This window comes from Streptomyces sp. AB3(2024) (genome assembly GCF_041862025.1).
Lineage (GTDB): Bacteria > Actinomycetota > Actinomycetes > Streptomycetales > Streptomycetaceae > Streptomyces.
This window is the reverse complement of sequence record NZ_JBGWAB010000392.1, coordinates 1-257: the sequence shown is the minus strand read 5'-3', so window position 1 is coordinate 257 and position 257 is coordinate 1. Positions and strand designations below refer to the sequence as shown.

Annotated in this window: 1 protein-coding gene; it reads left to right on the top strand. The window is 70.4% G+C overall.

What is annotated here, in order from left to right:
- Window positions 1-257: acyltransferase domain-containing protein (locus ACEPPI_RS40915; protein ID WP_373920300.1), on the top strand; the 257-nt coding region annotated here is incomplete at both ends.

The following is a 257-nucleotide window of genomic DNA, read 5'->3' as shown; positions in this document are numbered from 1 at the left end:
GAGGCCGAGGCGCAGGAGCTCGCGGAGGCGGCGGGCTGTGTGGTCGCGGCGGTGAACAGCCCGGCCCAGACCGTACTGTCCGGGTCCGAGGAGTCCGTCGAGCGGGCCGCGAACACCATGGACGAGCGGGGAATCCGACATCGCCGACTGGCGACTTCGCATGCGTTCCACTCGCCGCTGATGGAACCGATGCTGGAGGAGTTCGAGCGTCGGGTGGCACAGGTGGACACGCGGGCGCCCCGCATTCCCTTCGCCTC